The organism is Mesobacillus sp. (assembly GCF_049588175.1).
Lineage (GTDB): Bacteria > Bacillota > Bacilli > Bacillales > Cytobacillaceae > Mesobacillus.
In genome coordinates this window covers 1-1,880 of record NZ_JBAVFI010000364.1, presented here as the reverse complement: position 1 = coordinate 1,880, position 1,880 = coordinate 1, and the positions used below count along the sequence as shown (strand labels likewise).

Below are 1,880 nucleotides of genomic sequence, written 5' to 3'. Positions count from 1 at the left end.
GTATTTCCCATTAATTTTTTCAGGAAAAATTAAAACATCCTTATTTTCCGGTGCGAAAATCATTCCGTGGTGCTCGGTTGTCACAAAGTCCTTAGTGGAAACCATGGATTCGCCAACACCAACAGGTGATACGGCACTGAAGTAAATATAATAAGTATCATCAATCTTCGTAATCCTTGGGTCTTCAATCCCGAATGTCTCAAGCTCATTTGAAGGGTAAACAAATGGCTTTTCATCAATCGTAAAGTTATGGCCATCCTTACTGCGGGCAATCCTCAAATACGATAATGAAGTCAGATAAGCGAAACGGTTCGTCTCTCCAGCTTTTTGAATCGTCCGTGGATCTGAAAAATTGTACGCAGGATCGTTCAAATTGAATTCCAGAATTTCAAGCTCATTTGTTTTCGGATTATACACAGGTGATTTCACAATCTCAGGGTTATCACTGATCGGACGCTCTGCGACACGCAGCAGCATGATGGTTTCATCGTTAAAAGTCGTAATCCCCGCATTGAATGCGCCAATCACTTCAAAGTCCTCGCGATGCGGTTTTACTTCCATTGGTGTCACTAACGGATTCTCTTCATATCTATAAACATTCATGTTGTAATCCCCTCAATTCAGTCAGTTTTTTTGCTCGTATCGTAAAAATGGATCTGCAATCGTAATTTTTTGTGCTTCGGCATCACTGATTCCTGCATAGATATCTGCTGTGCCATCCGCTTTCCGGACAATTCCGCCACTGAACACAACATCAGCCAGGTCAGGTCGCTTGGAGGCACCAGGAAGAAAATTGCTTCTCGTTGCGATCAGCTCCATATCTGAAAACGCTCCTGTTTCCGGATCAAGCGCGAAAACCATCGGATAATAATGGCGGTCTCCGGCTGCATCGAATGAAGCTACGTGGCCAAGGACACCAACCAAACCATTTGCAAGCAGATGCGGCTCGTTCGCCCCGCCCCACTCTTCATCAATGAACTGATCTTCAAATAAAGGAGCCTCGTTGATGACATCGAGCGTCAACTATTCCAATGAAGAAATGCGGGCCCAGCCAATTTTCCCTCTGCCGCCCTTATCACCCTGAGGTCTTGTCAGCACACCGATGCTGCCATCAGCCAGCTCAACAAGGCGAAGATCCTTCATGCCATCTGGACCTTTTGCAAATTCCACTAAACTTGCAATGTTCTTTCCTTTATAAAAAACGGTACGCCATCCAAGTGCATTTTCGATTGTCGGATGCGGGAAAATCTGTACGCCGCCGAGGACTAATTCACCAGCAATCCTTGTGTAAAAAGGATCCTGCAATTCAAACACAGGCGCATCTTTTCGAGGAACCCATTCGCCGTTTCTTTCGACGAAGAAATACACGCTGGAATGCTCGCTGTCACGTGATTCCACGCGGCCGGCAATCACCTGCTCACCCTCATCTTCAAAAGGTGCTGAAATATTATAGACATCCTTTTCTCCAACACCAGAGAATACGATTTTTCCCGGATTGTCCGGCTGTGCTTTCGAAGAGAACTCCTCCAAAAGCTGTTCGCAAGTTTTTACATTACCTTTCGTTAAGACCGTCATTCCCAGCATCCTCCTTTAAAATAATGACTTCATTTGCAGATATTTTGAGAACATCACTGCCTTCCAGCGAATTACGCTTGTTCGAAAGCAGCAGGTTCATGTCTTGCATCTCTAATTCAAGGGATTTCTCTTCCTCAGAAAAGTTCAGAGCAACTAGTGTCCGCTCCCTCTCGTTCCTTCTCATGAAGGAGATCATTCCATCCTGATAACGCAAGAATTCATATTCTCCTGTTTGGAAGGAAGTATGTTCTTTGCGCAGCTTCAACAATCTTTTATAGAAGGAAAGCATCGAATCAGGATTGCCT

General features: G+C 44.6%; 1 protein-coding gene and 2 pseudogenes. All 3 read right to left on the bottom strand.

The window, feature by feature from the left end; genetic code table 11:
- Positions 1 to 603, bottom strand: a pseudogene (locus tag WB217_RS09005) (glycosidase); the annotation flags it as partial.
- 21 nt (positions 604 to 624) lie between these two features.
- Positions 625 to 1,575, bottom strand: a pseudogene (locus tag WB217_RS09000) (MTP-1 family protein).
- On the bottom strand, positions 1,553 to 1,880 hold a 328-nt coding region (locus WB217_RS08995), incomplete at its 5' end, for an alpha-glucosidase C-terminal domain-containing protein (protein ID WP_423992675.1). The pseudogene WB217_RS09000 and the gene WB217_RS08995, both read right to left, overlap by 23 nt.